This is a genomic window from Sphingomonas rhamnosi (assembly GCF_036663615.1).
GTDB lineage: Bacteria > Pseudomonadota > Alphaproteobacteria > Sphingomonadales > Sphingomonadaceae > Sphingomonas.
Window position 1 is genome coordinate 317,385 of the sequence record NZ_JAXOJJ010000003.1, and the last position, 26,492, is coordinate 343,876.

The following is a 26,492-nucleotide window of genomic DNA, read 5'->3' on the forward strand; positions in this document are numbered from 1 at the left end:
TGAACGGAGGGACGTCGAATGGACAGACGACAGGCAATCACGGGTATCCTGGCAGCGGGAACGCTCATGACCGGCAAGGCGAGCGCCGCTGCTGCTGTCCCGGACGCCAGGGTCCGGGATCTTGTCGATCGCTACGCAGGCGCATGGAACGCTGCGGACATGGATGCGATGGGCGCGCTCTATGCCGACGACGTCCATTGGATGAACATCGTCGGGATGCACTGGCAGGGGAAGGCGCAGGTCGATCGCGCCCACCGTGTCTACTTCGAGGTCATGTTCAAGGGCGTGCCGCTGCTACTTGAGGAGATCGAGTCGGTGCAGCCCATCGCGGGCGGGGCGTTCGTGATCGTGGTACGTTGGTCGGTAGGCGCCTTCAGAACGCCTGCCGGTGAGCAACGGCCGCCAAGCCGCGATCGCATGTCGTTGGTACTGGTGCCCAACGGTTCAGGCCTGCGTATCGCGCACGGTGCCAACATTCAAATCGACGAATTGGCGCAGCGCTTCGATCCGGTGAAAATGCCTAAGCGGTGAACATTGACCCAATATCGGCCATTCGCCGGCCGCTTTCGACTTCCCAGCTTCAGACATTTGTTCATCGAGACATTATAGCAAATATCAGGTAACCACCCGGGAGCTGATCATCGAGGCTTGGCGGGCACCGGTATGGCGGGTGCTTGATTGCTTTAGCTGGATAGCCGTCATTCTTCCGATAAAAAGTTTGCTTTCGGAGAAATGCCGAAGGCGCGCCGGAACGCGTGCCCGAACGCGCTCTGTGAGGTGTAGCCGACCCTGTTCGCTATGCTGGCCACGGTCGCATCGCCGCGCATCAGCGCTGCGCGGGCAAGAGTAAGACGCCACGTGCGGACATAGGTGAGCGGCGGTTGCCCTACGAGGCAAGTGAACTCGGCGGAAAACGCGGCACGCGACATACCTGCCAAGCCGGCAAGCCCCGATACTGTCCAGGGTCGCGCAACATCATCGTGGATGGCACGAAGCGCCCGGCCAAGGCGAATGTCCGAAAGCGCGGCAAGCGACCCGATCCGAGGTACATCGGCACGGCCCGCATAAGCACGGATCGCTTCCACCATCAGCACGTCGGCGAGCCTGGCGCTGACAATGTCGCTACCCATCCTACCCCGATCTAGTTCGCCGCTCATCAGGGTGAGGATCGTCGCGACCGCATCGGCCGACGGCGAGGATCGAGGGACGATCATGAATGCCGGAAGCATGTCGAGCAGGAATTCGGCGCTTCCGGCGCCGAACGTCACGCTCCCTCCGATCCCAATCGTATCGTTGCCCCCAACTTGGGCAACATCGCATTCGGCATAGAGCGGCTGCCCATCGATCGGTAGCTCGGCGGGGTGGCTTGCTACGGCATAGGCGGTACGCCCGACCAAGCACACATCCCCCGCGTTCATCAATTGAGGCGCGCATCCCGAAAGCAGCATCCACTGACTGCCGCGAAGCACGGCCACGAATTTCAGGCGATCGACGGCCGGAAAGGCGAACGCCCATCGTCCCGATGCCTCCAGCCGGGTTTGCCGCGCGACCCGCGCGCCGAGAACGGTCAGCACGTCGGACAAAGGGTCGATGGAGAATTTGGACGATTGCGACAAATCCATAGACGACGTGCCATAGTCCATCTCCAATGCACTGCCCATCTCCATGACGAGGAGATTGACGATGGGTATCAAAGGCAAGGTTGTCGCCATCACAGGCGCGAGTAGCGGAATCGGCCAAGCGACGGCTAAACTGCTGGCTGAACACGGCGCCTTCGTCGTGCTTGGCGCGCGCCGCGCGGATGTGCTCGAAGAGTTGGTAGCGGCGATCACTGCCACTGGCGGAACCGCGGTGGCAAAGGCGACCGACGTGCGCCGGCGAGAAGATCTCGAAGCGCTCGTCGCGTTCGCGGTGGAACGCGCCGATCGCCTTGATGTCCTCATCAACTGCGCGGGGATTGCACCCATTTCCCGTTTCGACGCGCTGGATGTCGACAACTGGGACGCCATGATCGACGTGAATCTGCGTGGCACGCTGTACGGCATCGCCGCCGCCCTTCCCGTGTTCGCGTGTCAGGAGAGAGGGCATATAATCAACGTCGTTTCCACTGCCGGCATCAAAATGCTGCCAACGATGGGCGTCTATGCCGCCACCAAGAATGCCGTTCGCACGGTGACAGAGATACTGCGACAGGAGGCAGGACCACGCCTGCGAGTGACCGAGGTGTCTCCGGGGATGATCGCCACAAACTTCGGTGACAGCATCACCGACCGGCCGACCAAGGCGTTATTCGAAGGGCAAATCGCTGCGATCGGAATCCCGCCAGACGCGATCGCCCGCGGGATCCTCTATGCAATCGAGCAGCCGCCCGAAGTAGAAGTCAGTAGCATCGTTATCCGCCCAACCGCGCAAGGCTGAAAGGCCGCAATGACAAATCGCTTAGTCACATGAACGTTCCGCTGTCCGATGCCGATAACCGAGGTGCGGCGGCAAGGACCCACAAGTCGACATTCAACCGATCATTTCTGCTTCCCGGAACTTGACACTCATTCAGGTTCAGATTCCATCTCTCTCGCCGTGTCCGGGCTGTCGGCTTTCCGCTAAGCAAACCGGCATACATCATCACTACCAGTCGGATCACCTGAGGCGACGAGTTGAAGTAGCGGAACGGACTAGCGGGCTAGCACGGGCGGGGCATCCACGAGCCCACCACCAGGAACTGACAAGGCAACGATGTCGGCGTCAGCTACCAGTCACCGATCCTCTACGCGGATGACGAGCAGAAGGCCGTCGCCGAGGACACGATCGCCGATGTCGAGGCGTCGGGGCTGTGGCCGAGCAAGGTTGTCGCCGAGCTGGCGCCGTTCGAGGTGTTCTGGAAAGCCGAGCCCGAGCATAACGATTATCTCGAGCGGATCCCGAATAGCTAAACGTACCACTTCGTGCGGCCGGGCTGGAAGCTACCGCGCCGGCGCCGCAGAGCGGGGTGCGTGGGCATCAATGATCCTGGGAGTCATCGCCGCCGTCATCGCTGACGGCGGCGAGCAGCGTACGATAGGATGACGGCTCCGTGAACGTCAGCGAAAACGTATTGCTGAAGGTGCTGACCGTCTTGCTCCAGTATTTCGCCGCTAGCGTCAGGTAGTGGACGTCCGGGTCCCTTGCCTCGCTGATGGGCCGACGGTGATAGCGGTGTAGTGCATTGCAGCACTCGACCAGGTCGTAGCGCGCGACGTGGTGCCACATGGAGTGTGCGCAGGCGCTGAACGGCGTGTACACATAATTGTAGAAGTCGAGGCAACCGGCCTCCTCGGCCATCCGACGAACCGATAGGCTCGACCAATTGCCGATGTCGACGTCGAGCAGCCACTCGACGCGCTGGCTGTCGATCCATTGCTGTCCGGACCCGAGCATGGCCGCCTCCTGCGCCGTCGGCTCGCGCGCTCCGATCTGCGCGCGGCGATGCTCAAGCTCGAGCTTCGCCTGCCCCAGCCCGAACATCACGAACCGGCGGCAGCGCTCGACGGGGTCGAGCAACAGCCATGCAATGTTGATGTAGACGTCCGCCATCGCGCGCAGGAGGATCGGCGCGCTGCTTCCTGTCCACAGTGCGGGCGCATGCGCCACGTCCTTGGCGAGCGTCGCTTGCCGCGCGAGCATGCCGCCGATCACCTCGTGCACGTGGATGTGTGCGAAGTCCGGCGGCCAGGCGTTAAGGCGCTCGGCGAGTTCGCGGTCTACGTCCGCGCAATAGTCGCGGATGAGCGGCCACAGCTCGATGCCATCGTCTTCCTCGCCGTCCGTTGGCAGCGCATCCGTCACATCAGTCCTCGCATGGTTCAAGTTCGAGACCGCGGTTCCAGAACGCGACCGGCCAGTCGCTTCCCGACGCCATCGCGTCGACGTCGCCAAACATCTGGTTCATCGTCGCCCTGATCGACGCCGCGATGCGGATCGACTGCTCGGTACTGGGGTAATCCTCGATCCGCGGGAAGTCCGCGAGCGCCAGGCCCTCGTTCACTTTCAAGCGATCGCTGTCGAAGGCAAGCCATGTCGCCGTAGCCTGCGTCATCGTCGCGACCACCGACCCGCGGTCGAACAGCTCGCTGACCAGCGCCTTCAGCTCGCCCAGGTCAATCGACAAGGTGGAGCCGTCACCAGCAACGAGTTCGCGCAGCGGGTGGTCGGGATAGTGCGCGTGGAGCGGTGCGAGCGGGCGACACAGATCCTCGCGGTAGGGCCGGCCCTTCACGATCGACGCCAGCGTACCTTCCGGTAGCCCGGCGAACTTACCGGCCGAGGCCCAGATCGTCCGGTCGCGCGACGCGTCGCTTGCTCGCACATCGCGCGTGAACGCCGTGATTATTTCGATGCCATGCCGCGGTCCCCAGGCGTCCTGCAAGAGCGCGATCCAGAGCAGTTCGGGGATCATCGTGTTGATCCAAGACACCTCGCGCATCGGCCCGAACGCCTCGTTGAACGGCGTGACCAGCTTCGACCTCACGCGCTTGTGGTCGCCGAGAACGGGCGTGCGCTTGGCTCCTTTCAACGGGTGATTCGCACGATGTGCTTCATAAACGCGGCAGTCATTTCGAAGACGATCTCGATTTCCTCGTCCTTCACGTCGTCATCGTGCTTCACATGCTGGTTCTGGAAGTCGCAATAATAGCGCAGCAGCTTATCTAGCATGTTGACCAATTCCTTCGAGGCGCCCTTCTCCTTGAGCAGCTTGCCAAGGAAGGGCAGCTGATTCTCTAGCGACTTGTCGTTGGCAAGCACTGCGTGCAGCAGTTTCTCGAGTGCGAGGCGCAGGTCGTCAAGTACGTTGCGACCAAGGCCGCTCAGGTCGTACTTGGTCTTGGCGTGGTCGAAGAGACTGAGCGCGGCCGGATAGCTTTCCAGCCAGTGACGTGCGACCTCAACCAGCGGGACATCGAGCTCCTTGGCGAGGGTCTCGGTCCTGAACGCCCCATGTTTAGTGTGGAGGTCGTGGCGGAGCCGGATGCGTTGGTCCTTGCTCGGTCCGCCGAAGGCGAACGAACTATGCTGGCTCAGTTCATCGATGATGATAAATTGCTGCTCTCCCGAAAAGACCTTCAGGCTTTCGAGGATGCCGTTACGCTTGTTCACGCCATCCAAGGTTTCCGGGTACGGCACGCGGACATCCCATCGCTGCCCATATTGAAGGAATGCCCTGATGATCCAGCGGCCGCTCAGCCCGCCCTTGGTGTCACCGAGCACGTCGGCAGTGCGCGCAAGGAACGCGATGGGTATCGAGGTTGGATCGAACATGCGTCGAAACATAGCGGGATTGGCCGGGCAGCTGAACACGTTCTGGAGGCCGCTGCGGTCACGGATGAAATTGGGCGGACCGCGCAGCCATCGTTGTAGAGCTGCCGCGACATTAGATACACGGTAGGCGTACGCCTTGCGGATAAATCTATGCTTACCCAGCTCGCCAACTTGCCGCGATTCCAATTGCTCGAGGGTCCTACGCCCATCCAACGGCTGCCCCGGCTCGAACAGGCGGGTGGGCCAGCGATCTATGTTAAGCGCGACGACCTGATGGGTGTCGGCGGCGGCAACAAGCTCTTTAAACCGGAGTTCCTGATCGGCGATGCGCTGGAGAAAGGCTGCAACACCTTCATTACGACGGGTGCGCAGCAGTCGAACTACGCCCGGCTGAGCGCGGCTGCGGCGGCGCGCGCGGGGCTCGCATGCGAACTCTTTCTGACCAACACGGTGCCGCGGGTTGACGACACTTACCTGCACAACGGCAACATCCTGCTGGACGATCTCTTCGGCGCGGCCGTCCATCGTGTGCCCCGCGGCGGGGACGCCTTTTCTGCCGCGCAACGCCATGCTGCAGATATCGAGAAGGTCGGCCGGAAGGGGTGCGTGATAGGCTCAGGCGGATCGTTGCCGTCGGCTGCGTCGGCTACGCTTCATTCGCCGCTGAGACCATCGGACAGGAGCGGGAGCTGGGGGTGCGGTTCGCAAGCCTCGTCGTGCCGAACGGAAGCTCCGGCACGCGCGCCGGCCTGGCTGCCGGCATGGCTGGGTTGGGCGCCGATTCGGGACGGCAGCTTTCGTTCACCGTCCTAGCTCCGCTGGAGCGGGCGATCGAGGTCACGCGTGCAAGGGCCACCGAGACGCTCGCCCTGCTCGACCGTGACGTGCGCCGTTATGCCACGCGACCGCGTCCTGCCGCTACAATCCCGGTATTAGTTCGATCCAAAGTGTTACAGGATGTACCGCTTTGTGTTGCGTACGACTGTTAGTTGTTACAATGCAGCCCGATGGAAGATCGAGACCGGTTCAGGGCGAGGCTCGCTGCGTTCGTTGACAGTCGCGGCAGTAGGAGCGAGGCCGCTGACGACCTGGGCGTGGCGCGCATGACCCTCTACAGGTACCTCAGTGGCAGGAGTTTCCCGCGTCCGTCCCAAATTCATGCCATGGAATTGGTGATCGGACCCGTGGGCGGTTCGCACTCGGCATTCGAGCCCTTTGATGGCCTGGATCAAGATAGTGTTACACGATTGCGTGCCACTCTGTTACACTTGGTGAGGCTGATCGACCTTGACGTTGCACGTGGCCGCGGCGAATGAAGAGAGGGCGGAGGCTGGCGGATGCTGTGCTTCCGATGGCGGTGATGGATGAGCAGGGCTGACCTAGTTGTACAGCTGGCAGAGGCCGGCGCACAGAACGACCACGCGAAGCTCGAGCGCACTGTCTCGGCGCTGGTTGCGGAAGCGCGCGCAAAGCAGCATCATACCCTCGCCGAACGCCTGTCGAAGGCGCTCGGTTCGGTCGCGGTGGCGACACGTCCGATCCCTCGAGCCGTCGGAGGTTCGTTTCTGCCCGACAAGGTCAGAGATCTGCTGGTGGAGCGGCCGGCACTACGCAGCGTCGACGAGCTGGTGTTGCCACCAGCGGTCGAGGCCCAGATCCGCGACCTGATCGAGGAGCAGCAGCAGGCGGACGTCCTGCGCGCGAATTCGCTGGATCCCCGTCATCGGGTCATGCTCGCCGGCCCCCCTGGGAATGGGAAGACGACGCTCGCCGAGGCGATAGCATTCGCTCTGGGCGTGCCGTTCCTGACGGTTCGCTACGACGCGGTGATCGACAGCTATCTCGGTGAGACGGCGGCGCGCCTGAAGCGCGTGTTCGACTTCGCCCGGGCGACACCATGTGTGCTGTTCCTGGACGAGTTCGACGCGCTCGGGAAGGAGCGCGGTGACATCCACGAGACGGGGGAGATCAAGCGGGTTGTGTCGTCCCTGCTCCTGCAGATGGACGACCTGCCGTCGTACACGGTGATCGTGTGCGCCTCCAATCACCCAGAGCTTCTCGATCGCGCGGTGTGGCGGCGCTTCCAGCTTCGTCTGGAGCTCCCTATGCCTACACGCGCCGTGTTCCGCCGTTGGCTCGATCATGTCGGCGCGGACCGCAAGGCACTGGGCATCGACCCGACGGCCTTGGCTCGCGACCTGGAGGGCAGCAGCTTCGCGGAGGCGGAGGAGTTCCTGCTCGACATCAAGCGCAAGATCGTGCTCGGCAAGGGCTCGCCTAAGACGATAGTCTTGCAGCAGTTGAAGGCGTGGCGAGCCCGCTTCGGGCCTAGGGTGGGGATGACTTCGAGGGATGGCGAGCAAGAACGAGATACTGCCGCTGACCCGGAATCGCACGGAGACACTGCCGCGGATTAAGGGCGAGCCCGATCGACGCCAACGGCATAGTGTCCCAAGTGGCACCCAGGCACAGCGATTGGGGCCTGCGATTGACAAGGGCTTCAGCGACATCCTCGACCGGGATGACATCGAGGTTGCAGACGATCCATCCGCCCTCGCTCCCGAACGTGCGCTGGTCATCGAGATCATCGGTTCGCCGGAGCGCTTCGTCAACGCGGCGAGCAAGGTCGGACTGGAGTGGCTCGCGGAAGAAGTGGCGACACTGCGGGGCGTACGATCCTATTTCGATCCCGCAACCGGCGTCTCGGATGACGATGACGAGCAGGACGAAGAGGGCGGTCTGGACGCTGACGTCGAGCTTCTCGCCAACGAGGATGTAACGTCGGACGAGGTGTCGGGCGCTCTTTACCTCGGCATGCCAACCAAGGCGACGTTCGAACTCCTCCGCAGCCTCTGGAACAAGTTCAAGGCGGACGAGCCCGCGCCCGATAAGCATGGCGACTGGTGGAAGCTGTTCGGCCTCCTGCATCAATTGCGGCCTTGGGGTCCCGAGGACCGGATCGGCGAGGCCACGCGCCGACGCCTCAGGGAAGAGCAGAGCCGCACGCCCGGTGACGACCTCAGGCTCGAGGTCGACCTGTGGTATCGAGGCGATGGCGCCACCCGCCTACGCGCGGTTACGGAGTTCCGTGCGAACGTCGAGTTGCTGGGCGGCACGGTCCTCGACGAGGAGCGGATCGACGAGATCCGGTACCACTCCGCCTTGATCCACCTTCCCGGTGACGCAGTCGACGAGATCATTGCCCGCACCGGTACGCTGGCGCTCGACGACGACATCATGTCCATCCGTCCCCAGAACGGGTTCCGCTTCGCGATCGACGAATTGATCGCGACCGAGGCGGAAGACGATGAGGAAAGCTCAGCTGATCCTGTCCGGGCGTCGATCGCGGCGCTGCTGGACGGTTGGCCCGTTGAGAACCACGCGTTGCTCCGGAACCGACTCGACGTGATCGAGCTCGAGGTTGCGGACTCGATGGCGCCGGTGAACCGCCGCTTCCACGGAACGGCCATGGCGTCGCTGATCCTGCGCGGAGACCTGAGTGAGGCTAATCCGCCGATCGATCGGCGTCTGAAGGTGGTGCCGGTCCTGATGCCGGATGGATCATTCGAGACGCCGCCCAAGGACAAGCTGGCGCTCGGCGTGATCCATCGCGCCGTGAAGGAGCTGAAGGAGGGCACTGGCGGGCTCGAGGCCAGTGGCCCCGACGTCGTCGTGATCAATCACTCGATCTGCGATGAGGCATTCGGCTTCGCCGGTACCATGAGCGCTTGGGCGCGGCTGCTCGATCATCTCGCATGGAAGTACAAGGTGCTGTTCGTGATCAGCGCCGGCAACATCCGCGATACCTTCGAGGTGCCGGGCTACAAGACCGGTGCGGCGATGCGTGCCGCGACTGCGGAGCACCGGCGGGCCGAATTGCTCCGCGCCGTGGAGGCGTCGAAGTCGCAGCGCACGATCTTCGCGCCGGCCGAGTCGGTGAACGCGCTGACGGTCGCGGCCGCCCATGCGGACGGCTCGACCCTTTCTCTCCCGGCCAACCTCAGTGATCCGTTCGGGGATGTGGCCGCGCCGATCCTTGCATCGGGCCTCGGCCATGGCTTCAACCGATCCGTGAAGCCCGACGTGATGCTGCCCGGCGGACGCCAGGTCGCCCACCCGACCGAGGGAGCGATGCTGCGCGTTCACGGTCGCGAGCATCCGGACCGTTTCGGCCAGAGCGTAGCATCTCCGGATCCGCACGGTGGGCACCTGGACTTCACGCGCCGGTCTGCCGGCACTAGCAACGCGGCCGCGCTGGCGACGCGCATGGCGATGCTCATCGGCGATGTGCTCGACGACTCCCCGATTAATACCGAGCAGCCCTGGTACACCCGCCCCACCGCGCCTTGCGTTCTGAAGGCGTTGATCGCGCATGGCGCGAGCTGGGGGGACCTTGGTCAGGAAATGACGGGAGTACACATCCCGTCTGGCCACGTCGTCCGGCGCAAGGAGGCAGTGTCGCGCGCGATCGGGTACGGGGCCGTGGACAGCGATCGCGTCGTTGGCGGAGGTGGACACCGCGTGACGCTGCTGGCCGAGGACAGCATCCGCAAGGAGCAGCGTCACGAGTGGCGGATACCCCTGCCCACGGAGCTGCGCTCCAGCGTCGAGTTCAGGCGCATCGTCGTCACCCTCGCATGGCTCACGCCAGTATTCCCCAACAGCTCGCAGTACCGCGCGGTTGCCCTCGATCTCGTAGGCACATCGGGCAAGACGCAGCTGTGGGAAGGCGTGCAGCGCGTCTCCAATCAGCCCGCCGTCGGATTCGCCCGTCGCGGGACGCTGATCCACGCGGTCTACGAGGGGAATCGCAAGGCAATCCCCTTCGGCGACGACGGGGACTTCGTCATCAACGTGCAGTCGGTGTCGAAGATGCCGCATATGTCGAGGGTGGATGTGCCGTATGCGATGGCGGTCACGATCGAGGTGGCCGACAGCATCAATGCCGACATAGCCGCCTCCATAAGGAGCCGGGTCATGCCGCAGACGAGGACACGGAATTGAACGACTTCGACGAGCAGTTGAGCTTGGGGTACCAGAGCGAGGCGGACGTTGCGGCCTTCCTCGAGCATATCGGCGACGAGGAGGGCGCTTGCGAGATTCGGGAAGCCGGCGTCCGCGGTCAGGGATTGGGTGACATCTTCTCCAAGCCGTGGAAGCAGACGACCCACCTCTTCGGGTTCATCGAGGAGGGCGTTGGCGGGTCGGGGCTCGTGACCATCACGCCCGCGGCGCGCATCGAGGCCGACCGGTCGCTGATCGGACAGAGGGTAAAGGTGACGCTCGACGCTTTTCAGGTCCACCGCTATCCCGGCAACGGAACGCACAAGGTGCTTTTCGACTTTCAGGGTCGCGACCAGGCGGGCGGCGAGTCGCAGGATCTGCAGTTCGCGAGTGTGCTTCACGTCTCAGACGGCGCGCGCGCCGCCGTCAGCGGCATGCCGATCTTCACGGGGGTGACGGTTCCAGCAGACGGTCTGTCGTTCAAGGGGCGAACCGTTTTGATCGGCAATGCCGGCGACGAGGCGATCATCGATGTGCTCGAGAGCTCGATCTTCAAGGATGGCTTGAAGCTCCTTGGGTCGGTCCAGCCAGCGCTCCCGCAGCTGGTCGCCCTCGCTGGCGGCGTCACCAAGAACTTGATGCGGCGGGAGTGGAACAAGCAGGTCCAGCTCTTCGATCTGGGGCTCGACTTCAGCGATAGTCGCACGTCGGCTAGGCTACGGCGCGGTTCGTACGTCGTCGTCCAGGTTCCCGGCGAGAGCACGTGGCGCTGGGACGATTGGCGCTTCGATCCCGACATGCAGACGGTCGTTGATGCTCAGGGAACGATTGCACCCCACAACGTGATCATCTTCGCGGTTTCGGCAAGCGCAGCGCCTACGGCATCGTCGGCCATGCGGTCTGACGGGCGGAAGGCTCTGAAGGAAGCCAGCAAGGCTTAGTGACGTTTCTGGCGAACGGCTGCTTAGCGTTGGGCCTTGCGCCGCTGCGCAACCCGCAGGGGCTGGCCGATTAGGTCAGGGAGCGGAGGACGCCCTCCAGGCACGCAATAGCTCATCGCCGTCCACCGGCTTCTCGATGTAACACGCGGTGCCGCCCGCCATCGCCGCTCGCGCATGCGCGACGCTTGCTTTAGCCCGCAGGTGCGGACACTCATTCGCTGTCGTTCGCTTAACAAGCGTCCGCTCACGTGTACCCCCGCTCCAAACCGGACGGGCCGTAATCCACCCAGTTTCGCCGAGAAGTTGACGGTCCGCACTCGGCAATTTGGGCTTTGGGGTAGTGGTGACAAGACAACGTCGTGGTTTGCAATACCGTTGCCTTCACGGCCGCTCGGTGCCGACCGTCAGCGTACTATGTAGCCGCCAAAAGTTCGCTGACAGGATCGCATGGTGCGGGGGAACCGGAACACTTATGAGCCCACACGATCGACCCGCCAAGCCGTTCGGCAAGATCAATCACGCACTGGGGCGCTGCGCCCCAAATCACGACCATCCCGGCAAAGGGGGCTATCGGCATCTGCTCGCCAAATTCGTTGAAAAACCGTGGTTTGCCTCGGAGCAGGATGATGTCAGCAGAGCCGACAACTCTGTCGTGAAATGCCGCCGTTTCGATCCTGGCGGGCAGCAACGACACGACGATTTCAACTTCCCTATCGCGCCAAGCGTCGGCGCACCGGTGAATCCAGGTCGCGTTCTGACTGTACGGAGGATTCACGTATGCTAAATGGCCGCACCAACGTGTTGTAAGGCCATCCTCCGCCTGCGTGAGGTACTTTGCAGCTCGCACGAAACTACGAGGATCATAACAAGGGTCGATACTGATCGGCCCGATTGTTTCTTCTATTGCAGTCAGCCAAGCAGGCGGCGTGAAGCGCTCATCGGTAACACTGCCCCAATGGCTGCGCGGGTGTCTTCGGCGCTTAGCGTTAGGCGCCAAGACAGCGAGAACCGCTGAGAGTGAGGCAACCGACCCGGCACCGCTCTCTATCTCACGCACAGTCGGAATCGAGATCCCCGATGCCTCCGCCAGGGCTGCCTGTGTCATCTTTCGTTTGGTCCGCGCTCGACTGACTTGTACCGCGAGGGACTGGCCGGCCGGCAAGCCGGTAACGCGAAGTCCGAGTACGACGGCGGCTGACTGGAGGCTGCTAATACGCCCCCCATTTGCTTCGAGCAGAATGATCGCACGACGACTGAGCCCAGCCATGTTGGCTAGTGCCTGCTGGGTCAGCCCTCCAGATTTACGTGCTTCGCGCACCGCCTGACCGATATCCATAGAAAGGTTCAGTTACATTTTTGTACGGTCCTCGCAAGGAACCGGAGTTGCGAAGCGCGGTACCCCACCGTGCCAAACGTCACCTTCGAACGCTCGCCCACCGTCAATGACCGAGGCGAACGAAGGGTCGGACCAACCGTCGGCCAGGAAGGTTTCGAACAGAATGTTGCCAGCACGTCCATACTGAACTTGGCAGCCGACGCTGCAACCTGCAGCGGTTAGCGTCCGACGAATGAGCGAAATCGCCGCGGGCATGTTTTGGATGTACGCAACGATGCCGTTGCAGACATCGGACCCGTCATCACAAGCCTCGTCCGAATACCCGTCCGTCATTCTTTCCACAGTACCTAACCCTGCTGCCCGTAGCGCTATATCTATCGGACTCGCATAGGCCGATGTACACGCTGCTAGGCCGAGGCCCTCCGCCAAGAATACGTCGACGTATCCCGTTTCGTCTTCGTTGACGCTGCCCCCGGCTGACTGCCCTTCGTTCAAGGAGACTTCGGCACCCGAAATTTCGGTACGCCACTGTTCCGCTGTCTCTGCACTACTACTGGTCAACACTGCGTCACACCCGATCAAGGCGGTTTTCGATATCGTCCGATTAGGCCTATCGTGATGGTCAACGCTTAACCACTCGATGACGATCGGTAGTTGATCACGGCACACGTGACGTATGATTTCGACGGCCCGATCGATACAGGCTCGATTGCCAGACAGAACGACGCCCCCGTTCAACCGCTGGACTTCGATCCGCGGATCACGGTACTCCAAGGCCGCATAACCGAGTCTCTGCGGATCGAAATGATCCCACAGACCTGACAGCGGTTCCCCCTCCCGGGTTGGTGGAAAATGCGCGGTAAAGTTCGTGCCTAATTGAACGGATGCCTGGCCAGCGAAGTCGGATGACTTAATAGCTAATGCATCGCGTAGCGCTTCAGCGATTTCCGCGCTGCATTTGAACTTGGTGTTAATCTTACTGTAAGTCATGGGAATATCCTGGCTGAGAGGTGCCTCAAGCACCTAGTTGATTGCGGCACCTTCACGTCATTATTTTTGTTTAATAGTGCGATCCGCCGGCATCGCTCTTCCGCAATCACGAGCACTGATTCGCGCGGGCTTGGACCATTTAGTGCCGCTATAACTAGTAAAGTAGAGTTGTCCGTTGACATCATACTGAAGGTCAATACCTTCAGCAAAGTCGGTTTTAGGCAACCTATCCGTCAATACGCGGAGCGTCAGGTCCAAATCGCCAGTATGAATGACGAGCTCCGATCCGCCGAAGCCACCTGCTTCATCGCCAGGCTTCTGCAGCCATGTGCTGGACTCTCTCACATAAGAATGCTGGAGAGGCTTGAGCATCGCCGTCATCGTAGGCTTGTACCGACTGTCGCGATATTTGGGCGTTGCCGATCCAGGAACGTACATCACAATAGTACCGGATACCGCCGATTTCGTCTTCGAATTATCATCTTGACGCGCATGGCATCGGACTCTCGTAATAAGATCAGAGAAATGCTGAGTATTGTCAATCTCCGGCATATCCGCGCAATGTGCTTGATCCGTTTTGACCTGCCAGCGCTCGAGCGCATTCCAAGTACAGTCGCCTTCAACACGACCGCCTTCATCGATCAATACGCATGCACCACCGACGCTACCGGGAGAGGCTGTGATTGTGGAATATCCAAGACACGCTGATAGGTAGGTACTTGCGGCAAACATGAGCAATTAGATCGGTCAGCGCAGTCGTGTTGACCTGGCTGTTACGGGCGTAAATCCACGCGCGGTCTCGATGCCAAACGACATCGACGTTTGAAGCGTAGTACGACGGCACCAATGCATGGCCAAATCCAAGGCGATCATGAAAATCCCACAGCCCGCTTAGTGGTTCGCCGGCACGCGTTGGTGGGAAGGTTTTGAGGAAGGACTGTGAAACGGGGAATGAACTTTGGTTTTTGAAATCTTCAGAGGTTACGGAGGTAGCATCACGAAAAGCCTCGAATCTAGGGTAATCGCATCGGATATATTCTGATAGGGTAGTCATCTGCATTTGGTTTTCCTGTTCTGTCATATCGACAAACCAGCAGTGACAAATCGGGTTTCGATACGTCAATATCTTTTGGTAGCTGACATTCCGTTGGTTTATCTGACGCATAAATTTAACTCTCTCTGGTTAAAGATACCGTGCTTGCCGCGTCATCCGTACCTTCGTCGTCGATACGGGCGAGATACTTTGCGACTTCAACGATGGATCTGGTCGGCTTGGCCGAAAATCCCGGAGCCTTGCCGTGTCACGCAATTATATCCCCTCACAGTCGACTGTAACTTGGCGCGTCGACATCTTCGCAGTGATGCGGTGACCGCACGTGCAGGCCATCGCCTAGCCTTGCTTGAGAACCGATTGTGTACATGCAAAGGATCCTCGACAGGATTGTAGAGGATTTTTTGCATGGACGTTGGCGCAGCCATACGAAATGCGCGGAAAGGCCGTGGCCTCACGCAAGCGAAGCTTGCTGAACTATGTGGCGTTAGCCGGCATACGATTTTAGGGCTGGAGACTGGGGCAGGATCAGTCCAGGTACTCGAGAAGGTTGCGTCCATCGTAAGTTTTCGTGTCACAGGCCTTGCGGGAGGCAACACGGTAGGGGAGCAGCTGCGATCCGCGCGCGCGCAACGTGGCTGGACCCAAGCGGATGTAGCTGCACGATCGAACGTGTCAGTTCCGACAGTCCGGTCGCTCGAGCGGGGCGGGGGGACGGTTAAAACGCTAGAAGCCCTACTCCGCGTTCTCGGTCCTCGCGCGCAGGCTAATGCCAACTTTGTCGCGCACTATAACGTCAAGAAGGACGTGCGCTTTACGCCGCCTGCGTTTCTGGCAGAGATAGAACGGTCCTTCGGTCGATTTTCGCTCGATGTTGCCGGCGACTTGCGGAGTTACGTTTCGGCTGATCGAATCCTGACCGAAGAAGATAATGGTCTAACGACGAAGTGGTCAGGGGATCTTGCATGGTGCAACCCGCCATATTCGTCGCTCTCGACTTGGATTGGACGTTGCGCCGATGCTTGGGATCGACAGGAGGTGGGGTCGATTATTGGCCTGTTCCCGGCTCGAACTGAAACCGTTGTGTTTCGAAAACGAGTGCTCGGCGTTGCTGATGTCGTTCTTTTGCCGCGGCGTCTGCGGTTTCACGACGAAAACCGACAGCGCCTGGCGCCGGCGCCATTCGCGCTCATGCTCGTGTGCTGGGGCTTTCGTCGGGACGTGGTGCAGGCGTATGCAACTCGAACTGAGGCTCACGTGGTATGGGCAAACCCCGCTGGGGTTTAACGCACAGTGGCGCGCGGCGCATCGTGGATCCGGAAAGCTCGATCCAGCAGTGGTGGGCTGAACGCCCTCACGATCGACTGGTCGTCGTGCATCGGCGGTATGCGTCTGTCGCAGAGATAGGTCATCCGCCCTCGCCGAGCGTATGAATGTCCGCTAGATGGCGACCCGCGAGACGGAGCAGCGGATCAAGAGCGGCGAGCAAGCAGTCGGGGCGGGGCGCCGCTATTAGTCGGCAGCGCCCGCCAATGCCCCATTATGCAGCAGCCCTCCATTGGTCGACGGCGTCGAGGGTCGACCAGCCGCTGATGCCGTTCTCGTCGATGATCGTAACTCCTCCCCCGAACTCGTCCTCGCGCATGCTGGAGCAAATGCACGCCCAGCTAAACCGAATCGGAAAAGCGGAAACGCAGACCTTGGCGAGGACGGCTGACACATAACCCAGGTACATCTCGCCGTCTGCGAAGTACCACTCGCCGTTTCGCTTCTTCAGACTATGGGCGAAGGATGGGCTGTGACACTGACCTTCTTCCTCGATATAGTCCAGGTATCCCGACAACGGGTGAGCGCTTGTAGGAGGAAACGCGGAGAGAAACCCTGAACTCGGCGTTACTGTGTCGGGATCGTCCTCGTCATAACGATCGAGTTCCAAAAGGATCGCGATCTCCGTGTCCGAAGCGGTTAGTTTGAAGCACGTCTGGGTGTAGTAGTCTGCCACTGTCATTCTCCGTTTGCTGACTAAGCGACAGTGCAGAATCGGCTTTTCAAACGTCAATATCTTTTTCAACCAGAGCCGATAACCCGAGCTATGTCCGTACCCCAGCCTTTATCGCTATAGATACCGGGTCACAGAGCGCTTCTATGAACTACGCCGCCTGCGGCGGCTTCATTGTGCTTTTCGTCTGATGGCCGGCCAAAGGCGAGATCTTGCCAAAATTGCAGTCGATCGATCCGAAGCGACGTGTCGCGAGTGATCGCTCGAACTGCCCGTCGTCGTGCCGCGAGCACGATGGCGATTTCATACATCATGATCATCATGACGCGCAGCGCTTGCGCGCCATCGCGGGCAACTGCTGAACTCTGCCGGGTTCAAGGGAACCCGACGCAGTTCATTGCTGCCAATTGATAGATATCGACAAACCGATTTTCTGGTTGTTAGCCATGCCCCTCAACTGATCCATGTCACATTAGTCTTAAGACTTTAAGCTAAGCGTGACAGTATATAGAAGCGCCGCGTGACATCATGAGCTACACGATGAACTACGATAGCCGGGGAATCGGTACCGGTAAAACCTACGATCAAATTTCAAGGATGGCGAACGATCCAGGACTCTACCTCTTCGCCGTTGATAAACGAGATCTAATGGTCGAGCGAAGGACGACGCTTGAAGAGATGGCGCGCATTGGCGGGCGCAATATCCATATCATGGAGATCAGAAGCGCGTTTGCGGGCGAAGTAGACGGCACTGTCTGTGTGCGAGTAGCGATCGAAGCACTCCCGACCACCTATGAAAGCGGCCACGTCGTTGTATTCTGCACCCATGAAGGTCTCAAGAGCGCTAATCTCGAGCGGTTCGACGAATGGCACCTGGTAATCGACGAGGCGCTATCGCTGTGGGATCAGTGCAAGCTGCAAACATCAATTTCAACCGGTCTTCTGGAGCAGCTGTTCGTCATCGAACCCGGCGAGGTAGCCAGTCGTATCGTGCCGAGGTCGACGCTAGGCCGGCGGGAGTTCCATCTCGATACGCTGGCTGCGCCCGTGGCGGCGCTGCACGCTCGGGCGTCCGACGGACGTAACATTGTAGTGACCCACTTGGAGTCGTGGGCTGAACTCGCCGAGAATCCCGCATGGACCTGGTGGTCGTTGTGGTCACCAGCCCAACTCTGCGCGTTCCAATCTGTCGTGATCCTTGCTGCGGGCTTCGACACGTCATTGTTCTACCGCCTGTGCCAGTCGATTGCGCCCGATGTCGACTGGCACCCCATGAAGAAAGTTGGCCTCGAGCGCTCGTACACGCCGCGACGCCTCACGATCCGGTATTTTGCAGAAGGCCATCATGCGTCGCGCTATCGCTTCAACTCTGTCGCCGGCCAGGCCGGGTTGGCAAAGATCGCCGGATACCTTTCCCTTCGTCCTGGACCTCGTATCTGGTCGTGCAATAGCCGCGAGCATCCAACGTTTTCAGCCCGGTTACCGCATGGTTACATCAGTCCGAGGCAGGCCGGCAGCAATCGCTATGCACACATCGACGAAGCGGCGTTCATCTACACGAGCAAGCCGCATGAACATGAGCGTCGTATCCTGACAGCGCTCGATGTCGATCCGCAGGCCGTGATCGAAAGCCGAGAGTTCGATACGATTTACCAATTCATCGCTCGAACCTCAGTGCGTGACGCTGCGAGCAGCAGACCAGTGACCGCCTACGTTTATGATCGGGTTCAAGCCGACACGCTTGCCCGGTCGTTCGCAGATCGATCTGGCCTCGATATTGAACTCGAGCTAATTGACCTGGGGTTTGCCCACGATGTTCCCGGGCGGCAGGATCTTTCTACGCTCACCCCAGCCGAGAAGGCCGAACGTCAACGGGTGCAGGCGAAAGAGCGGAAGCGGCGTCAACGAAGCAAATAGTCCGATCGCGCAACGAACGCTGTAAATTATATAGACTTATTTGACGCTTGAAACCTACCAAGTAACAGGCAATTAAGCCTGTGAGTATTAGTGATGATCAACTTTATATACCCCTTAAGCGGCAGGGTAGGCCGGAAACGATATGCTTGGAACCGACTCCACGATCTGTGTAGGATGTACGATATCTCCGCCATTCAACCTCGGGTTCGCGAGGAAACCTTTGAGCACGCCACAATCTTCAATTCGGTAGATGGTGGCCCCATCACCGAGCGACGTCGCGTTTATACCTTTACGTTCAAGGTTGAACGGCAGGATGCTGAGCGCATGTTGGCCGATCTCTGTAATAAAGAACGGAAGCTCGCTCGCTTACTAAGCGCCAACATGGTGCTGCTGTGCATTGACGATGAACTTGCGGTCGATCGACATTAAAGACGACAGTGGTCATCAAGGTGTATGTGCTACTGCACCTTATCGCGTGTCGCCCGCTCTATCCTCTGGATTGCAGCGCGCGACACGCCGAAGCGTTTGGCAAGCTCGCCCAAGGAAGCGCCCCCTTTACGGGCTTCAAGTACGTCACTGCGGCTTTGCTCATCGAGTGCTGGCGGACGCCCCAGGCGACGTCCTTGCTCGACGGCGCGCTTCAGGCCTGCTTGCGTCCGTTCGATGAGCAAATCACGCTCAAACTCCGCGACCGCGGCGATAACGCTCATCGTCATCCGGCCTGCTGAACTCGTTAGGTCGACCCCTCCCAACGCCAAGCAGTGAAGCGATACACCGCGACGTGCGAGCTCATCGACGGTGGACCGAACGTCCATCGCGTTACGGCCGAGCCTGTCGAGCTTGGTTACGATGATGCGGTCGTGTTCCTCGACACGGTCGACCAACTTCGCAAACTTCGGGCGTTGGAACGCTGGAACGGATCCCGAGATTGTTTCGGCCACGAAGCGGCGTGGTTCGATGGCGAAGCCTGCGGTCTCGATCTCGAGCCGTTGATTGTCAGTGGTCAGATCCTGTCGGCTGACGCGCGCATATCCAAAAACACGACCCAATCTCGTCTCCGCTGTATCGATAACGAGGCTCGTATTATACATTGTATCGAAATCAGCTGAAGCCTTAATTTAGATGCATCACGCGGGAATGTATCGGAACCGGTCGATTCCGATGCTCTGGATCTAGATTGTTCAACTCCGATCGTTGCAGGCGGAATGAAGGTGGTTGACCATGCCGTTGGTGGGAGAGTTCCAACCACTTCAACGCGGCAGCCCAGGACGGTCTTCGCCTCAACCGGGGCGTCTAATCTAGTCAACGGAGTGTATAAATTCGGCGGCAAATGCAGCCCTGTATGGTTGAACAGCGTCGGGACGGACGACTTTTTTCAGCGTGACGGCGCGCCTAGCGCGGATGTGCCCCAGTTTTCGACAATCCCTTTGCGGTCATTGTGCCGGATTTGGTGAACTACGACGTCATAATCGCCCATGCTCTGATCCGGGCCGACGCTCCCATTCCCTTTTCACGAAAATGACCCATCATTTACACTCATTGACTGGGTGCCGGCGAGGGCTATCGGCTAAGCCGTAAAAATCTGTTGCGATATGCAGTTGTCGTCTATCAGACTCCAGTCCATATCAATACCAAGACCGGGACCGGTTGGTACATGTATGTTGCCCTCTTCATCCATGAAATCGCGTAGACTTTGTTCCATCGGAACCTGAAAACTATCCTCCGGTACGAACAGCTCGAAATATTCAGAGTTACGTACAGCGCAGGCGACATGCAGATTGGCGATGTCCATCGGGCCCATCGTCGTGGTGTGAAGTTCGCAGTTCATGCCGTGCGCTTCGGCAAGGTGGCAGACCTTCAAGGTGCCGGTGATGCCGCCCTTCCACGACACGTCGGCGCGGACGATGTCTACCGCGTCGGACTTGATCGCCTGTGCGACGCCCCAGGGGCCGCCGCGCGTGGTTTCGGTGCCGACGATCGCGATGTCGACCGCCGCGGAAAGCTTGGCGTATTTGTCCAGTTCGTAGTCGCGGAACGGCTCCTCGAGCCAATGATAGTTCAAGCTCTCCATGTGTCGCGCGACGCGGATCGCCTCGGGCAGGGTGTATTCGGCGACGGGATCGCTCATCAGGACCATCTCCGGCCCGACCGCCGCGCGCACGGCGGCGTGGATATCCATGTCGAGGCTGCTCGGGCCGCAGGGGTGGACCTTGTACGCCTTGAACCCGCGCGCCTTGTACGCGAGCGCCTCGCGGACGTACTCCTCGATCGTCGGCAGCCACAGGCTGCTGGCATAGACCGGAAGGCTGGTGCGGTAGCTGCCGATATATTGGTGCAGCGGCAGGCCCGCCGTGCGGGCGGCTGCATCCCAGAGTGCGACATCGATCGGACCCGGCAGGAACACCGGGAAGAAGGCGCCGTGGCGATCGATATTCCAGAAGTCGTGCCAGATCTTCTCGCGGTCGTGGATGCTGCGACCGAGGATGACCGGTGCGATCACGTCGCTCAGATACGCGTCTGTGACGGCGCCCGACCGCGCGGCCCAGAAGGTCGCGATGCCCTCGACCCCGTCCGACGTGGTGATCCGGCCCACGCCATAGCTCCACGGCATCGGCGAGGCGCCCTGGCGCTCCTCGTCGAACAGGCCATGCGGGCGTTTGCAGATCCAGGTTTCGAATTTTTCGATACGCATAGCGGTGTCCTCCTAAACCTGTATTACAGGATAGAGTGGGCGCGCGATACTGCCAAATGTTCCAGTAAGCCTAGTCTAGACATCGGCTGGCGGTTCGGTGACGATCGGCCCCAGGATCGCGCTGATCGCGTCGTCGAAATGCTGCGTCATCGCCAGCACGGCGCCGGCAGGATCCGCTGCGACCACGGCGTTGACGATCTCGACGTGCAAGTCCTGCACGCGCTGCAGCTTGGGCGTCGCCGCCCAGCGTTCCAGGCCTTCGAGCATCGATGCCTGGATGAGTTGGCGAAACGCTTCGATCAGCAACGGATACAGCGGATTGCGGGTGGCGTGGGCTAAGGAGGTATGCAGACGCATGTCTAGTTCTGCATAGCGATCGGGGTTGCCTAGCCGGCCGGCCATCTCGTCTACGATCGATCGCAGGTCTGCCGCGTCCGCGTCGCTGCGACGCGAGGCGGCGAGGGCGACCATCGCGATCTCGATCCCGCGGCGCATCTCGAGGATGTCGGTGGCGTCGGCCTGGCCGATCAGGACCGCGTTCTTGATAACGCGGCCGATCATCTTGCCCTCGACGGGCACGATCCGAGCCCGTTTGCCGACGGCCATCTCGACAAGCCCGGTCGCGGCCAGCGTCCGCATCGCCTCGCGCACGACCGGCCGGCTGACGCCTAGCGTCGTGCTGATCGTCGATTCGCTGGGTAGGCGGGCGCCCGGCCGCAGTTGCTCGGTGGCGACATGGTCGCGCAGATAGTCGATCACCTGATCCACAAGACCGCCGTTGACGGGAGGGGTGTCGGCAGCGTTGGCGCTGGGCTGCAAAATCGTCTCCTTGGCAGAGGTCGGGATGGGCAACCGTGCCGGTCTGACAGGTCCGTTGGCCTTCCGTAGCAAGAATCGGCTTGCCTTCCCAATATGAACCGTTAGAAACCTGTAATACAGGATTTGTACGGGAAGTCCCGGCATTATGGCCTGGGAGAGGAAGCCGCGATCCGATGGCCAGCGTTTCGACCGTGCTTCCCGCTGCTCCTGCGTCCGCGCCGGGAGTTGGGCGTTACCGCTGGACGGTCTGTGCGCTGCTCTTCGCGTCGACCACGATCTGCTACATCGATCGGCAGATCTTCGGCCTGCTCAAACCCATTCTCGATGTCGAACTCGGCTGGTCGGAGACGGCGTATGGCGACGTCGTCGCGACCTTTTCGATGCTGTACGCGCTCGGCTATCTCTTCGGCGGACGGATGATGGATGCCATCGGCGTCCGGCGGGGATTGTCGCTGGCTGTCGTCGGCTGGAGCATCAGCGCGGCAGCGCATGGCCTGATGACCAGCGTGATCGGCTTCAAGATCGCGCGGGGCGCGCTGGGGCTGTCGGAAGGCGGCAACTTCCCGGCCTCGATCAAGGCCATTCGCGAATGGTTTCCCGAACAGGAGCGTGCCTTCGCGACCGGGCTGTTCAACGCGGGTAGCAATATCGGCGCGGTCATCACGCCAATCACGCTTCCGTTCGTCGTGGCCGCGTTCGGCTGGCGCGCGGCGTTCCTGATCGCAGGTGCGCTCGGCATCGTCTGGGTCGCGTTGTGGCTGCGCTTCTACGAACGGCCAGAGCGGCAGCGACGGCTGTCCGCCGCGGAGTTCGCCTATATCCAGGGTGACCGGATAGAACCCGAAGCGACGGACGCCGTGCCGTGGTTGTCGCTGCTGCACCATCGCGGGACATGGGCCTATGTCGTCGGCATGTTGATGACCAGCCCGGTGTGGTGGTTCTATCTCAACTGGGTGCCGGGGTTCCTGCACGACCGGTTCGGCGTCAACATGATGTCGGCGATCGGGCCGCTGGTCGTGATCTATCTGATCGCCGATATCGGCAGCGTCGCGGGCGGCTGGCTTTCGTCGCGGTTCATCCGCGGCGGCATGGCGACGCGCAACGCGCGGCTGCTGGCGATGGCCTGCATGGCGACCTGTACGTTGCCGGTGATGGGCGTCGCGGCGGCGCCCGGCCTGTGGCCCGCGGTGCTCCTGATCGCGCTGGCCGCGGCGGGGCATCAGGGACTTTCCGCCAATCTCTACACGATCGTCTCGGACACCATGCCCGGGCGCACCGTCAGTTCGGTGATCGGCATCGGCGGGTTCGCGGCGGGCGTGTGCGGCATGTTCGTCGCGATGGCGGTCGGCCGCATCCTGGATGCAACGGGCGGCAATTACATGATCCTCTTCATCGGCGCAGGCCTCGCCTATCCGCTCGCCGTCGCGGCGATGGCGGCGATCCTGCGCCGAACTCCTCCAGCGATGGAAACGCCGTGACCGACGCAGACCTTTTCGACCTTGTCCGCACCGAGCTGTATACGCCGGTCGTCGGCGACATCCTCGACACGCTGGGGCTGTTCCATCAGTTCCTGCCGCAGCCGATCCAACCGATGCGCACCGCGATGACGCTGGTCGGCCGCGCGATGCCGGTGGTGATGATCGACGTCTATGGCGAGCAGGCGCAACCGTTCGGGAAGCTGACCGAGGCGCTCGATCAGCTCGAGCCGGGCGACATCTACCTGGCCAGCGGCGGCGCGATGCGCTGCGCCTATTGGGGTGAGATCCTGACCGCGACGGCGCGGTCGCGCGGGGCGAACGGCGCGGTGGTCAACGGCTTTCACCGCGACACGCCGCAGGTGCTCGAACAGGACTGGCCGGTATTCAGCCGTGGCCGGTTCGCGCAGGATTCTGGCGTACGGACCAAGGTGCTGGACTATCGCTGCCGGATCGAGGTGGGACCGGTGACGGTGCAGCCGGGTGACCTGGTGTTCGGCGATCTGGACGGCGTGCTGATCGTGCCACGCGACCATGAGGCCGAGGTGATCGAGCGCGCACTGGAGAAGGCGCGGGGCGAAAAGCTTGTGCGCCGCGAGATCGAGGCCGGCATGTCCAGCACCGCGGCGTTTGCGAAATACGGCATCTTGTGACCACCGCGTTCCAGATCCATGCGGCGGACACCGTCGCGACCTTGCTCGCCGACGCGGTGGCGGGCGACCCCGTCGAACTACGCGGCGCGACGGTCGGCGTCGTTCCGGCGGCCGAGCCGATCGCGATGGGGCACAAGATCGCGCTGTCCGCCATCGCCGCGGGCGATCCGATCGTGAAGTTCGGCATCCCGATCGGCCGCGCAACCGAGGCGATCGGCGTGGGCGGATGGGTCCATCTGCACAATTGCGTGAGCGGGTTCGACGAGCGGTCGGGCGCGTTCGACGTGGTGACCGGCGCGGCGAAGGACATTGTCTATGATTGAGGTTCGGAACGACCCGTTCGCGCGCGAATGGACCGGCTGGCTTCGCCCCGATGGACGCAAGGGCGTGCGCAACCTGGTGCTGGTGATCTACACTGTGCAGTGCGCGGCGCACGTCGCGCATGCCATCGCCGCGGGCGAGGACGATGTGCAGGTGATTGGCTTCCCCGGTTGTTACGACAATCAATATGCCATCCGGCTGGTCCTGTCGCTGGCGCGGCATCCCAATGTCGGTGCGGTGCTGTCGGTCGGGCTCGGCTGCGAATACACGCAGCCGGCGCGGATCGCCGAGGCGGTGGCGAAGACCGGGCGGCCGGCGGACGCGTTCTTCATCCAGGACGTCGGCGGCACGCGATCGTCGACCGAGAAGGGCAAGGCAATCGTCCGATCGCTTCGCGACCGCATCCATTGCGAGACACCACGCGTGCCGATGGGCTTCGCCGACCTCACGCTGGGCGCCGAATGCGGCGGTTCGGACGGGACGAGCGGGCTGGTCGGAAATCCCGCGGTCGGTCGCCTGTTCGACCGGGTGGTCGATGCCGGCGGATCGGCGATCTGCGAGGAGATCGTCGAGATGATCGGGCTGCGCGACACCATTCTCGCGCGCGCGGCCGACGAGAAGGCGCGCGCCGAACTGGCAGCCGCCTATGCCAAGGCCGAGCATTATTGCCGCGAGGTGCGCCAATATTCGGTGTCGCCGGGCAATTTCGCCGGCGGGCTCACCACGATCGAGGAAAAGAGCATGGGCGCGTTCGCGAAAAGCGGATCGCGGCCGATCCAGGGCGTCATCAAGGTCGGCGAGACGCCGCCCTGGCCGGGCATGTGGGTCATGGATTCGGTGCCCGATCCGCACTTCATGCAGTTCGGCTACACCAATCCGAACGATACCGAGGGGATCATGGACCTGATCTCCGGCGGCAGTCAGATCGTGCTGTTCATCACCGGACGCGGCAGCGTGATCGGCTCGCCGGTCGCGCCGTTGATCAAGGTGACGGGCAACAGCCGCACCTATGCGCGGATGCACGAGGACATGGATTTCGACGCGGGGCGCGTGCTCGCGGGCGAGATGACGCTCGATGACTGCGTCGACCAACTGGGTGCGCTGGTCGCCGACACCGCGGCCGGCACGCCGAGCAAACCCGAGGCGCTCGGGCACAGGGAGTATTTCGTGATGTACAAGCACCAGGACACACCAGACCTCGATCGGGGGTGCCGCAGTGCTGCATAGGGACGGGCCGCTCGATCCCGCCGCGGCGTTCCGCCTCGACGGCGAGGTCGCGCTGATCAGCGGCGGAGGCTCGGGCCTCGGGCTCGGCATGGCGCGGGCGATGCACGCGGCCGGCGCGCAGGTCGTACTGGTCGGCCGCCGCGCGGATATGGTGCAGAACGCCGCCGCCGACCTGGGCGAGGGCGCGCATTGGGAGGTCGCCGACGTGACCGCCTATGCCAGCATCCCAGCCCTCGTCGATCGCGTGCGCGCGAAGGTCGGGCCGATCTCGATCCTGTGCAACAATGCCGGGATCAACTTCAAGAAGGCCGCGGTCGATACCAGCGTCGAGGAGTTCAGCGGCATGCTCGACACGCATGTGCTGGCCGCGCACAACCTCACGCGCTGCGTGCTGCCGGGGATGCTCGCGGCGAAGCATGGCAGCATCCTGTTCACCGCATCGATGACCTCGCTGATCGGCATGCCGGGTGTGGTCGCCTATTCGGCGGCGAAGTCGGCCTATGTCGGCATGGTCCGCGCGCTGTCGACCGAGGTGGCGTCGCAGGGCGTGCGCGTGAATGCGATCGCCCCCGGCTGGATCGAATCCGCGATGCTGCGTAAGGCGCTCGACGGCGATCCCGCGCGCTCGGACCGCATCCTGCAACGCACGCCCATGCAGCGGTTCGGCGAGGCCGAGGATATCGGGCTTGCCGCCGTCTATCTGTGCTCACCCGCCGCCAAATTCGTCACCGGTGTCCTGCTGCCGGTCGACGGCGGCGCATCCCAGGGGTTCTGA

Annotated in this window: 27 protein-coding genes and 1 pseudogene; 15 read left to right on the top strand and 13 right to left on the bottom strand. The window is 61.6% G+C overall.

Annotation, left to right across the window (positions count from 1 at the left end):
- Positions 1-66: 66 nt before the first annotated feature.
- Positions 67-531 (top strand): SgcJ/EcaC family oxidoreductase, encoded by a 465-nt coding sequence (locus tag U1701_RS08955; protein ID WP_332782206.1) that lies wholly within the window; start codon positions 67-69, stop codon positions 529-531.
- Positions 532-698: 167 nt separating this feature from the next.
- Here U1701_RS08955 and U1701_RS08960 read toward each other — a convergent pair whose 3' ends face one another.
- A complete protein-coding gene (locus U1701_RS08960; RefSeq protein ID WP_332782207.1) occupies positions 699-1,694 on the bottom strand; it encodes an AraC family transcriptional regulator in 996 nt (331 codons plus the stop codon).
- Between U1701_RS08960 and U1701_RS08965 the strand changes: the two genes are divergently transcribed.
- Together U1701_RS08965 and U1701_RS08970 are read left to right on the top strand one after the other, a co-directional pair.
- The gene (locus U1701_RS08965) at positions 1,684-2,418 is read left to right on the top strand and encodes an SDR family oxidoreductase (RefSeq protein ID WP_332782208.1); all 735 of its coding nucleotides are present in this window, start codon (positions 1,684-1,686) and stop codon (positions 2,416-2,418) included. The two genes, U1701_RS08960 and U1701_RS08965, sit on opposite strands and share 11 nt — an antisense overlap.
- 317 nt (positions 2,419-2,735) lie before the next feature.
- Positions 2,736-2,930, top strand: a pseudogene (locus U1701_RS08970) (peptide-methionine (S)-S-oxide reductase); the annotation flags it as partial.
- 67 nt (positions 2,931-2,997) lie between these two features.
- On the opposite strand, the gene U1701_RS08975 reads toward U1701_RS08970, so the two are convergent.
- The 3 genes from U1701_RS08975 to U1701_RS18705 are packed head-to-tail and all read right to left on the bottom strand — an operon-like array spanning position 2,998 to position 5,292.
- A complete protein-coding gene (locus U1701_RS08975; protein ID WP_332782209.1) occupies positions 2,998-3,822 on the bottom strand; it encodes a DUF5677 domain-containing protein in 825 nt (274 codons plus the stop codon).
- Position 3,823: 1 nt separating this feature from the next.
- The gene (locus U1701_RS08980; protein WP_332782210.1) at positions 3,824-4,504 is read right to left on the bottom strand and encodes a hypothetical protein; all 681 of its coding nucleotides are present in this window, start codon (positions 4,502-4,504) and stop codon (positions 3,824-3,826) included.
- A gap of 41 nt (positions 4,505-4,545) precedes the next feature.
- The gene (locus U1701_RS18705; protein ID WP_443026020.1) at positions 4,546-5,292 is read right to left on the bottom strand and encodes a hypothetical protein; all 747 of its coding nucleotides are present in this window, start codon (positions 5,290-5,292) and stop codon (positions 4,546-4,548) included.
- Between the two features lie 150 nt (positions 5,293-5,442).
- Between U1701_RS18705 and U1701_RS18710 the strand changes: the two genes are divergently transcribed.
- From U1701_RS18710 to U1701_RS09000, 4 genes are all read left to right on the top strand, one after another.
- The gene (locus U1701_RS18710) at positions 5,443-6,105 is read left to right on the top strand and encodes a pyridoxal-phosphate dependent enzyme (protein ID WP_443026021.1); all 663 of its coding nucleotides are present in this window, start codon (positions 5,443-5,445) and stop codon (positions 6,103-6,105) included.
- A 551-nt stretch (positions 6,106-6,656) separates the two neighbouring features.
- A complete protein-coding gene (locus U1701_RS08990) occupies positions 6,657-7,709 on the top strand; it encodes an AAA family ATPase (RefSeq protein ID WP_332782212.1) in 1,053 nt (350 codons plus the stop codon).
- Between the two features lie 58 nt (positions 7,710-7,767).
- Positions 7,768-10,296: a S8 family peptidase gene (locus tag U1701_RS08995; protein ID WP_332782213.1), complete on the top strand. Its 2,529-nt coding sequence runs from the start codon at positions 7,768-7,770 to the stop codon at positions 10,294-10,296.
- Positions 10,293-11,237, top strand: a complete 945-nt coding sequence (locus U1701_RS09000) for a hypothetical protein (RefSeq protein WP_332782214.1) — start codon at positions 10,293-10,295, stop codon at positions 11,235-11,237. Before U1701_RS08995 ends, U1701_RS09000 begins: the two co-directional genes overlap by 4 nt.
- Before the next feature lie 412 nt (positions 11,238-11,649).
- Here the strand turns inward: U1701_RS09000 and U1701_RS09005 are convergent, their stop codons facing one another.
- From U1701_RS09005 to U1701_RS09020, 4 genes are read right to left on the bottom strand one after another with little or no spacing between them, the layout of a single operon-like run.
- Positions 11,650-12,573 carry a DNA N-6-adenine-methyltransferase gene (locus U1701_RS09005; protein WP_332782215.1) on the bottom strand — a complete coding sequence of 308 codons (924 nt, stop codon included), beginning with the start codon at positions 12,571-12,573 and terminating at the stop codon, positions 11,650-11,652.
- A 12-nt stretch (positions 12,574-12,585) separates the two neighbouring features.
- On the bottom strand, positions 12,586-13,563 hold the full coding sequence (locus tag U1701_RS09010; protein ID WP_332782216.1) for a hypothetical protein: 978 nt from the start codon (positions 13,561-13,563) through the stop codon (positions 12,586-12,588).
- Positions 13,564-13,623: 60 nt separating this feature from the next.
- Positions 13,624-14,208, bottom strand: a complete 585-nt coding sequence (locus tag U1701_RS09015; protein ID WP_332782217.1) for a hypothetical protein — start codon at positions 14,206-14,208, stop codon at positions 13,624-13,626.
- Positions 14,209-14,227: 19 nt separating this feature from the next.
- A complete protein-coding gene (locus tag U1701_RS09020; protein ID WP_332782218.1) occupies positions 14,228-14,623 on the bottom strand; it encodes a hypothetical protein in 396 nt (131 codons plus the stop codon).
- 399 nt (positions 14,624-15,022) lie between these two features.
- Here U1701_RS09020 and U1701_RS18715 point away from each other — a divergent pair, with 399 nt between their 5' ends.
- A complete protein-coding gene (locus U1701_RS18715) occupies positions 15,023-15,901 on the top strand; it encodes a DNA N-6-adenine-methyltransferase (protein WP_443026022.1) in 879 nt (292 codons plus the stop codon).
- A gap of 253 nt (positions 15,902-16,154) precedes the next feature.
- Here the strand turns inward: U1701_RS18715 and U1701_RS09025 are convergent, their stop codons facing one another.
- Together U1701_RS09025 and U1701_RS09030 are read right to left on the bottom strand one after the other, a co-directional pair.
- A complete protein-coding gene (locus U1701_RS09025) occupies positions 16,155-16,616 on the bottom strand; it encodes a hypothetical protein (RefSeq protein WP_332782219.1) in 462 nt (153 codons plus the stop codon).
- Positions 16,617-16,744: 128 nt separating this feature from the next.
- Positions 16,745-16,936 carry a hypothetical protein gene (locus U1701_RS09030; protein ID WP_332782220.1) on the bottom strand — a complete coding sequence of 64 codons (192 nt, stop codon included), beginning with the start codon at positions 16,934-16,936 and terminating at the stop codon, positions 16,745-16,747.
- Between the two features lie 205 nt (positions 16,937-17,141).
- Between U1701_RS09030 and U1701_RS09035 the strand changes: the two genes are divergently transcribed.
- Together U1701_RS09035 and U1701_RS09040 are read left to right on the top strand one after the other, a co-directional pair.
- Positions 17,142-18,530 (top strand): hypothetical protein, encoded by a 1,389-nt coding sequence (locus U1701_RS09035; protein WP_332782221.1) that lies wholly within the window; start codon positions 17,142-17,144, stop codon positions 18,528-18,530.
- Between the two features lie 174 nt (positions 18,531-18,704).
- Positions 18,705-18,959 carry a hypothetical protein gene (locus U1701_RS09040; protein WP_332782222.1) on the top strand — a complete coding sequence of 85 codons (255 nt, stop codon included), beginning with the start codon at positions 18,705-18,707 and terminating at the stop codon, positions 18,957-18,959.
- A 29-nt stretch (positions 18,960-18,988) separates the two neighbouring features.
- Here the strand turns inward: U1701_RS09040 and U1701_RS09045 are convergent, their stop codons facing one another.
- The 3 genes from U1701_RS09045 to U1701_RS09055 form a co-directional block, all read right to left on the bottom strand.
- Complete coding sequence (locus tag U1701_RS09045) at positions 18,989-19,621, bottom strand: recombinase family protein (RefSeq protein ID WP_332782223.1); 633 nt, start codon at positions 19,619-19,621, stop codon at positions 18,989-18,991.
- A 476-nt stretch (positions 19,622-20,097) separates the two neighbouring features.
- Positions 20,098-21,222: an enolase C-terminal domain-like protein gene (locus U1701_RS09050; protein ID WP_332782224.1), complete on the bottom strand. Its 1,125-nt coding sequence runs from the start codon at positions 21,220-21,222 to the stop codon at positions 20,098-20,100.
- 75 nt (positions 21,223-21,297) lie between these two features.
- Positions 21,298-22,041 (bottom strand): FadR/GntR family transcriptional regulator, encoded by a 744-nt coding sequence (locus U1701_RS09055; RefSeq protein ID WP_332782225.1) that lies wholly within the window; start codon positions 22,039-22,041, stop codon positions 21,298-21,300.
- A gap of 173 nt (positions 22,042-22,214) precedes the next feature.
- Between U1701_RS09055 and U1701_RS09060 the strand changes: the two genes are divergently transcribed.
- Genes U1701_RS09060 through U1701_RS09080 form a run of 5 tightly spaced genes read left to right on the top strand, consistent with a single transcriptional unit; the run spans position 22,215 to position 26,492 of the window.
- Positions 22,215-23,519, top strand: a complete 1,305-nt coding sequence (locus U1701_RS09060; RefSeq protein ID WP_332782226.1) for an MFS transporter — start codon at positions 22,215-22,217, stop codon at positions 23,517-23,519.
- Positions 23,516-24,169: an RraA family protein gene (locus U1701_RS09065; RefSeq protein ID WP_332782227.1), complete on the top strand. Its 654-nt coding sequence runs from the start codon at positions 23,516-23,518 to the stop codon at positions 24,167-24,169. Before U1701_RS09060 ends, U1701_RS09065 begins: the two co-directional genes overlap by 4 nt.
- Positions 24,166-24,492, top strand: a complete 327-nt coding sequence (locus tag U1701_RS09070; RefSeq protein ID WP_332782228.1) for a UxaA family hydrolase — start codon at positions 24,166-24,168, stop codon at positions 24,490-24,492. Before U1701_RS09065 ends, U1701_RS09070 begins: the two co-directional genes overlap by 4 nt.
- A complete protein-coding gene (locus tag U1701_RS09075) occupies positions 24,485-25,717 on the top strand; it encodes a UxaA family hydrolase (protein ID WP_332782229.1) in 1,233 nt (410 codons plus the stop codon). Before U1701_RS09070 ends, U1701_RS09075 begins: the two co-directional genes overlap by 8 nt.
- Positions 25,707-26,492 (top strand): SDR family NAD(P)-dependent oxidoreductase, encoded by a 786-nt coding sequence (locus U1701_RS09080; RefSeq protein WP_332782230.1) that lies wholly within the window; start codon positions 25,707-25,709, stop codon positions 26,490-26,492. The genes U1701_RS09075 and U1701_RS09080 overlap by 11 nt, the downstream gene beginning before the upstream one ends.

Excerpts from the sequence above, each read along its gene's own strand:
- U1701_RS08955 (WP_332782206.1), top strand. The coding sequence starts at position 67 with ATGACCGGCAAGGCGAGCGCCGCTGCTGCTGTCCCGGACGCCAGGGTC.
- U1701_RS08965 (WP_332782208.1), top strand. The coding sequence starts at position 1,684 with ATGGGTATCAAAGGCAAGGTTGTCGCCATCACAGGCGCGAGTAGCGGA.
- U1701_RS18705 (WP_443026020.1), bottom strand. The coding sequence starts at position 5,292 with ATGTTCGATCCAACCTCGATACCCATCGCGTTCCTTGCGCGCACTGCC.
- U1701_RS18710 (WP_443026021.1), top strand. The coding sequence starts at position 5,443 with ATGCTTACCCAGCTCGCCAACTTGCCGCGATTCCAATTGCTCGAGGGT.
- U1701_RS08990 (WP_332782212.1), top strand. The coding sequence starts at position 6,657 with ATGAGCAGGGCTGACCTAGTTGTACAGCTGGCAGAGGCCGGCGCACAG.
- U1701_RS09005 (WP_332782215.1), bottom strand. The coding sequence starts at position 12,573 with ATGGATATCGGTCAGGCGGTGCGCGAAGCACGTAAATCTGGAGGGCTG.
- U1701_RS09010 (WP_332782216.1), bottom strand. The coding sequence starts at position 13,563 with ATGACTTACAGTAAGATTAACACCAAGTTCAAATGCAGCGCGGAAATC.
- U1701_RS09020 (WP_332782218.1), bottom strand. The coding sequence starts at position 14,623 with ATGCAGATGACTACCCTATCAGAATATATCCGATGCGATTACCCTAGA.
- U1701_RS18715 (WP_443026022.1), top strand. The coding sequence starts at position 15,023 with ATGGACGTTGGCGCAGCCATACGAAATGCGCGGAAAGGCCGTGGCCTC.
- U1701_RS09030 (WP_332782220.1), bottom strand. The coding sequence starts at position 16,936 with ATGATGATCATGATGTATGAAATCGCCATCGTGCTCGCGGCACGACGA.
- U1701_RS09035 (WP_332782221.1), top strand. The coding sequence starts at position 17,142 with ATGAGCTACACGATGAACTACGATAGCCGGGGAATCGGTACCGGTAAA.
- U1701_RS09040 (WP_332782222.1), top strand. The coding sequence starts at position 18,705 with ATGTACGATATCTCCGCCATTCAACCTCGGGTTCGCGAGGAAACCTTT.
- U1701_RS09045 (WP_332782223.1), bottom strand. The coding sequence starts at position 19,621 with ATGTATAATACGAGCCTCGTTATCGATACAGCGGAGACGAGATTGGGT.
- U1701_RS09050 (WP_332782224.1), bottom strand. The coding sequence starts at position 21,222 with ATGCGTATCGAAAAATTCGAAACCTGGATCTGCAAACGCCCGCATGGC.
- U1701_RS09060 (WP_332782226.1), top strand. The coding sequence starts at position 22,215 with ATGGCCAGCGTTTCGACCGTGCTTCCCGCTGCTCCTGCGTCCGCGCCG.
- U1701_RS09075 (WP_332782229.1), top strand. The coding sequence starts at position 24,485 with ATGATTGAGGTTCGGAACGACCCGTTCGCGCGCGAATGGACCGGCTGG.